A 6,109-nucleotide genomic window follows, 5' to 3' on the forward strand; every position below is an offset into this window, starting at 1 on the left:
CACATGCCCGAGGTGAGCCGCAACCGATCGAGGGATACGGACCTCAGCGTGAGGCCGGTCCGGAGCGGGTCCGCAGCCAATCAGATGGCACACGCGTCGCGGCATAGCCCTCACCAGGGCGCCAGTCGCGCAGCTCGGCCATGCCGTCGGCGTCCCGCATCAGCGCGTAGGCGCGGCCCGCCACGAGGCGATCCCCGGCGGGTCGCCCGTCCGGCATGACCCAGGCGATGGCCACATCCCGGTCGCTCCGAACCTCGACCCAGGAGATCGGCGTGCGGCGATAGGCTAGGAGCAGCGCGAGCAGGAGACAGAGCGCGAGCAGGGCGTCACGGGTGAGCCGGCGTACGCGGAACGGCAGGCGCCCGCGCCAGACCGCGATGCGGCTGGCGTGGCCAGGAGCGGGCCGGGCGCCCGGCCCCACAGCGTCGGACCGGTCACGGATGGAGAGCAGGAGCTCGCGCCGATGTTCGGGCAGGAGCTGTACTGCGCCCTCTTCCAACGCCGCAAACCGCTCGTGGATCGGGCGCGTCTTCAGCCGGGTGAGCGCGGCGCGGCTGTCCCGCTCGAACCCGGCCGCAGCCTCGCGCGCGGCGCGATCAGCCCGCGTGAGGCGGGCGTGCACGTCCTCAGGCGTTGCGGGCACGCTTGCTCCCCCCTGCCGGCGTACCGGCCCGAGCCGGAACCGGCGCTTCTTCGACCAGCCAGAGGGCTGCCGGCTTGACCGCCTCCATCACGGCGAGGCGGAACGCGGTCAGATCGCGCAGCATCCGTCCGGCCTGCGCCTGCGAGGTCTGCTTGACCAAGCCCGCCCGGTCGAGCCGACTGACGCCGCGCAGCTGACCTGCCGCCAGCACCTCGCGCGTCCTGTCCTCCAGCTCGAATTGGCGCAGGTGCGTGACCACCGCGTCGCCGGCTACCCGCTTGAGCAGGGCCGGATCGACGGCGCCCCGCACCGCGTTGGCCACGACGAAGCGGGCGCCCGCCCAGTCCTTGGCCGCGTGCAGCAGCGCGCCGCCGTCGGCGAGCGCGCCGGCCTCGGCGGCGACCACCACCACGAGCCCGAGCTCGATCCCGGCCTCGCGCAGCGCCGGTGCCTCGTGCGTCAGGACCCCCAGCAGAGACGCCGAGGTGTTGGCGCCGATGTCCACCAGCGTGGGGGTCGCGACCTCGAAGAGCGCGTTGATCACGTCGTCGAACTCGGCACGCGCCGCCTTGCCGCCGCTGGCGTCGATCGCCTCGCGCGAGGCGCGCATGAGGAAGTGCTGCACGCTGCCCGGCTCATTCGCGGCCGTCGCGGCCTTGAACTCGGTCAGACGGTGCACCGACTCGATCTCCAGGATCGGGGCATCCGGCACCGCCTCGGCGAGGCCGCGGGTCACAGTTGACTTGCCGACGCCGCCGGTTTCCTGGGCGACGAGGAGGACGCGGGGCATGAGGTCAGTCCTTCTTGAACAGGTGGGCGTGCCGCTCGGCCTGCATCTGGCGGATCTCCGCCTCGGTGAGCGGTGCGTCTGTAGGCGCGGGGTCCGGTGTATCGCTGCCCGAGCGCAGCTCCGGGGCGAGCCGTGTCGGCCGTGACCTGGAACCGGTCGAGGCCGCGGGCGACGGTGCGGGATCCGCGCGGTCGGGGCGAGCCGCCCGCGCCGCCGTCCTGGAGGCGCGGGCGGCGGCCTGCCGGCGCACGCTGGAGATGACGCCGGTGAGGTTGCGCCCGGTGATCGGCTCGCCGGCGGCGGTGGTGAAGCCCTGCGCCGTGAGCCCGGCCGCGACCGCGTCCCAGGTCAAGCCGCCGGCCTGGAGGGCGACCAGAGCGTCGAGGTGGTCGCGCACGATGTCCATCAAGCCCGTGGCGGGCCGACCACCCGGCGCACCGGCCTTGCGGCGGCTGTCGGGGGTGGCGGCGGCGTCGCGGGCGAGGCGGCGTAGGTCGAGGCGGGGGCGCTGGGCCATGGCGACGCCCTAGCAAGGCGGGGCTTGCCAGGGCGTGCAGCCGATCGCGCGAATGCCGGGGGCGACGGCAAGCCGACGTTAAGGTCCGGCAGCGGACGGCAGGCTACGGCTGAGGACGGCAGCGATACGGTAGCGTGTACGGCAAGGGGAGGGGTATCACACCACACGCACTGAAGTGGTGAAGCGTTAACCGCGCGGCCATGCGAGCCTCGCCAGGCCGTCGCGACCGTGCCAGGGCTGCCGTCCGGATCCGCACGCAGCAGGTACGCCGATGGCCGATCAGGTCAAGCTCACGATCACGCTGGAGGCATCCCTCGCCGCCCGGTTGAGCGCCGCCGCGGCCGAGCGCGGCTGGGCCTCCGAGAGCCTGGCGGCCGACTGCGTCGCTCAAGCCCTGGAGGTGGCGATCCGCCACCGTGTCCTGATCGAGCGCATGGAACAGGTCGACGCCGCGATCCTCGACATGGCACAGGCCGTCGGTGAGCTCGGGGCCCCGTCGACCGGCATCGACCTGTCCCAGATCTGCCGCTATCGCAAGGGCACTGGCGGCCCGGATCTGGCCTGATGACCGCCTCGCTGCACCGCCTCGGCGCCGGGGCCGAGGCCGGGCTATACTACACCAATGACAGCGAGCGCGAAGCCAGGCCGGACCGGCGCGACGAGTACTACCTCGCGGACGGCGGCGGGGTGTGGTGGAGCAGCGGTGAGAGCGTCGTGCGCCACGGCGCGGCGATCGACGCGAGCTCGTTCCGCGACCTGTGCGCGGGGTTCCATCCCGGAACCGGCAAGCCGCTGGTCCGCGGCGCCGGTCCAGGCCACTGGGCCGGACAGGATTGCACCCTGACCCCCGGGAAATCCGTCTCCGTCCTCTGGATGGCCGGCACGCCCGAGCAGCGCGCCGCGATCGAGGCCGCCCACCGCGCCGCCGTCGAGCGGGCGCTCGCCTTCGTGGCGGCGGAGGGACTGGTCACCGTCCGAACCGGTGCGGGCGGCGTCGAACGGCACCGGCCGAGTGACATCATCGTCGGCCGCTTCGATCATTACACGACCCGAGAAGGCGATCCAAATATCCATACGCACTGTGTCTTCATCAACGCTGCCGGTGCGCCGCCTAAATCTGGATCCGGACGTTACAAATCACAGACACATCTGACCATCGAGGTCGAACAACTCTACGCTTACCAGATTTGCGTGGGTGCCGCGTATCGCGCTGCCTTGGCCGAGGACCTGCATCGCCGTTTCGGCCTGCGCTACCGCGAGGCCGGGCGCGGGCAGTGGGAGATCGCCGGCCCGCCCGAGGCGGTGCTGGCGGCCTTCTCCAAACGCTCGGAGCAGATCCTCAACTACGCCGGGGCCGGCGCCACCAGCGCCCAGCGCGAGATCGCCGCGCTCGCCACGCGCCGCGGCAAGCACGAGCTGCCGACCGGCGCCGAGCTGGAGGCGCGCTGGCGCGAGGAGCTCGCCGTCTGCGCGCTCGATCCGTGGGATGCCGCGCGCCATCCCGAGCGCGACCCCGCCATCGCGATGGCCGCCGCGCGTGAGACGGAACGCGACCCCCCGTTCGATCAGCCCGAGATCCCCGGCGACAGCCCGGTCACGCGCGCCGCCTCGGCGTTGTTTCGGCACGAGAGTGTGGTGACGCGCAAGGACCTGCTCCAGCGCGCTCTGGAGCTCGCTGGCGTGCAGGGACTCGGGGTCGATGCCGTGGAGGCGGAGCTCGCCCGCCTGGAGCGGGACGGCACGCTGCTGCCACTGAGCGCCGCCGAGAGGGTGCCGGGCGCCCACGCGTGCTGGACCAGCCCGGGCATCGCCGCCTGCGAGGCCGCGATGCTGCGCGCCGCCGACCGCCCGCTGGAGCGGATCTGGATCACCCCCGAGGCGGTCGAAGCGGCCCTTGCGCGGGCGGGCCATCTCAGCCCCGAACAGGGCGAGGCCGTGCGCCATGCTGCCGGTCCGGATGGGGTGTCTCTGCTCCAGGCCGGCGCGGGCACAGGTAAGACGACCACGGCCGCAGCCCTGGTGGCCGCGGCCCACGACTCTGGATTGCGCGTCGTCGGCTTGGCACCATCCTGGGTCGCCGCCGACGAGCTCGCGCGCTCCACCGGGATCCTGGCGCAGGCGATCGCGCGCTGGCGCCACGATCGGACTCGGGCGACGGATCCGGACCCCGCGCCTCACCCCGATCCCTCGCCGGCATTCGGCGCCGACACCCTGGTGCTGGTCGACGAGGCCGGGATGGTATCAACCCGTGACCTGGAAGCCGTGCTGAGCGCGGCGCAGGCGGCCGGGGCCAAAGTGGTGCTGATCGGCGACCGGCGTCAGCTCGCCTCGGTCGGGGGCGCCAGCGCGCTGCGGGCGGTCGCCGAGGTGGTCGGACGCTCGGCCGTGCTCGAACACGTCCGCCGGCAGACGGTGGATTGGCAGCGTGCCGCCTCGGTGGTGATGGCGCGCGGCGATGCCGAGGCGGGTCTGCGCGCCTACGCCGCCAACGACCGGGTCGAGCTGATCTCCGGAGCCGAGGCGGCTCACGCCCGGGTGATCGCGCTCTGGTCCGAGCAGCGCGTGGTCCATAAAGGCGACGCGCTGATTGTGACCCGGCGCAATGCCGATGCGGCGGCGCTGAACGCGCGGGCGCGGGCCGTGCTGCGGGCGGAAGGACAGCTCGGACCCGACGTAGTCGCGCTGCCGTCGCGCAACCGCGCCGATGAGGTCGTACCGCTGGCGCTCGCGATCGGCGACGTCCTGCGGTTCGGCGAGAGCCTGCCGCACTTGGGCCTGCGCAACGGCAACCGCGCCCGGGTTGAGGCGATCACCACCGATCCGGACGCGGGACCGCGCCTACGGCTGCGGCTGGAGGACGGGCGCGCGCTCGACACGGCCTGGGAGCAGCTGACGCGGGAGCCACGCTTCGGCCGCCGATCATCACAACCCAAGATCGTACACGCCTACGCAGGTACAACTTACGCGGCGCAGGGCCGAACCTGTTGCGCGGCGGTGGTGTACCTCGGGGCCAGCACGGACGCGCGCGAGGTGTATGTCGGGCTGACCCGCCACCGGCACGATGCGCGGGTGGTGGTCGAGCGCGACCGGCTCGACGCCCTGTGTCGGCAGCGGCAGGCGGATGCGCGCGTGCCGGCGACCGACACGCTGGTGCTGGAACGGCTGTTCCGGGAGGCACGGACCTACCGCGAGAAGGCCAACGTGGTCGACTACACCGCTGACCGGGTGGCGTTCGTGCGCGACGGGCTGCTCGGACTGACAGAGCGGGTCAGCCCGGGCGTCGACGTGCGCCGAGCGATCCGCGCGGCCCGGGCTCTGCGCGAGGCCGTGGCGTGGCTCGGGGTGGATTGCCTGATTGTGCCCGCTTGGCGCTTGGTCGACGCCTGCGGGCGCCGCCTGAGCCGCGCGTCGGCGCCGGTGACGCGCGCCCTGGTCATGCGGTTCGCCCGCCACCTCGGCCGCCCCAGCTCGGTGCCGCCGCGCGATCGCGACGTCGGTATCGAGCGATGAGCTCCATTCCTGTGGTCCGCGACCGATCCGGATCCGTGCCGCACTGATCCAGGCCGCCTGCGCTCAGGCGTAGGGTCCGCGGAACAGGTCGCCGAGCGCCTTGCGGCGAAACAGGGTCGTCCAGCGGCGTCGGCGGTGTTCGGGCCGATCGTGGATGATATGGCAGCGCTGGCAGAAGGCGGCGAGATTGGCATCGGCGTTGTTGGCGGTGTCGTGGTCGCGATGGGCCGCGGCCAGAACCACCCGGGTCCGGCGCACGGTCCTGAGGACGTCCACAGCACCGGGCTGGACGCGCACCCGCCGCCCGCGCCTGTCGCGCCAGGAGGCCGCGTCCGCATCCCACCATCGCCCGTCGCCGAGGTGGACTACCGTCCGCCCGTGCGGTCGCCCGCAGCCCTCGCAGCGTCCCTGAGCGCGCCCGAACCGGATTACGGCCGAGAGCTGGGGCCAGTCGATCGGGTAGAAGAAGCGGTGCTCGGGCCGGATCGGCATGGGGATCGGGATACGGGATCGAAGCGTGACCGTAGAGCGAGACGGGTCGTCCGCACAGGGGTCTGGGCGGGGATGGCATTCGGTCGGTGGGGGCCTGATGGGCTTGAGGCCGAAGAAGCCCTGCCCGTCTCCCGAGGAGAGGGCGGCGTTCGTTAGA

General features: G+C 72.9%; 6 protein-coding genes. 2 read left to right on the forward strand and 4 right to left on the reverse strand.

What is annotated here, in order from left to right; translation table 11 throughout:
- Nucleotides 1-43: 43 nt before the first annotated feature.
- The 3 genes from J3A75_RS35940 to J3A75_RS35950 are packed head-to-tail and all read right to left on the reverse strand — an operon-like array spanning nucleotide 44 to nucleotide 1,950.
- Nucleotides 44-643, reverse strand: a complete 600-nt coding sequence (locus J3A75_RS35940; protein ID WP_043388345.1) for a hypothetical protein — start codon at nucleotides 641-643, stop codon at nucleotides 44-46.
- Nucleotides 627-1,433, reverse strand: a complete 807-nt coding sequence (locus J3A75_RS35945; protein WP_043388347.1) for a hypothetical protein — start codon at nucleotides 1,431-1,433, stop codon at nucleotides 627-629. Before J3A75_RS35945 ends, J3A75_RS35940 begins: the two co-directional genes overlap by 17 nt.
- A 4-nt stretch (nucleotides 1,434-1,437) precedes the next feature.
- Complete coding sequence (locus tag J3A75_RS35950; protein ID WP_043388350.1) at nucleotides 1,438-1,950, reverse strand: hypothetical protein; 513 nt, start codon at nucleotides 1,948-1,950, stop codon at nucleotides 1,438-1,440.
- 271 nt (nucleotides 1,951-2,221) lie between these two features.
- Here J3A75_RS35950 and J3A75_RS35955 point away from each other — a divergent pair, with 271 nt between their 5' ends.
- Nucleotides 2,222-2,515 carry a hypothetical protein gene (locus J3A75_RS35955; protein WP_043388352.1) on the forward strand — a complete coding sequence of 98 codons (294 nt, stop codon included), beginning with the start codon at nucleotides 2,222-2,224 and terminating at the stop codon, nucleotides 2,513-2,515.
- Nucleotides 2,515-5,460: a MobF family relaxase gene (gene mobF, locus J3A75_RS35960; RefSeq protein ID WP_043388356.1), complete on the forward strand. Its 2,946-nt coding sequence runs from the start codon at nucleotides 2,515-2,517 to the stop codon at nucleotides 5,458-5,460. The genes J3A75_RS35955 and mobF overlap by 1 nt, the downstream gene beginning before the upstream one ends.
- Nucleotides 5,461-5,523: 63 nt before the next feature.
- Here mobF and J3A75_RS35965 read toward each other — a convergent pair whose 3' ends face one another.
- Nucleotides 5,524-5,952, reverse strand: a complete 429-nt coding sequence (locus tag J3A75_RS35965) for a hypothetical protein (protein ID WP_053608552.1) — start codon at nucleotides 5,950-5,952, stop codon at nucleotides 5,524-5,526.
- Nucleotides 5,953-6,109: the final 157 nt, after the last annotated feature.

This window comes from Methylobacterium sp. PvP105, assembly GCF_017876975.1.
Lineage (GTDB): Bacteria > Pseudomonadota > Alphaproteobacteria > Rhizobiales > Beijerinckiaceae > Methylobacterium > Methylobacterium radiotolerans.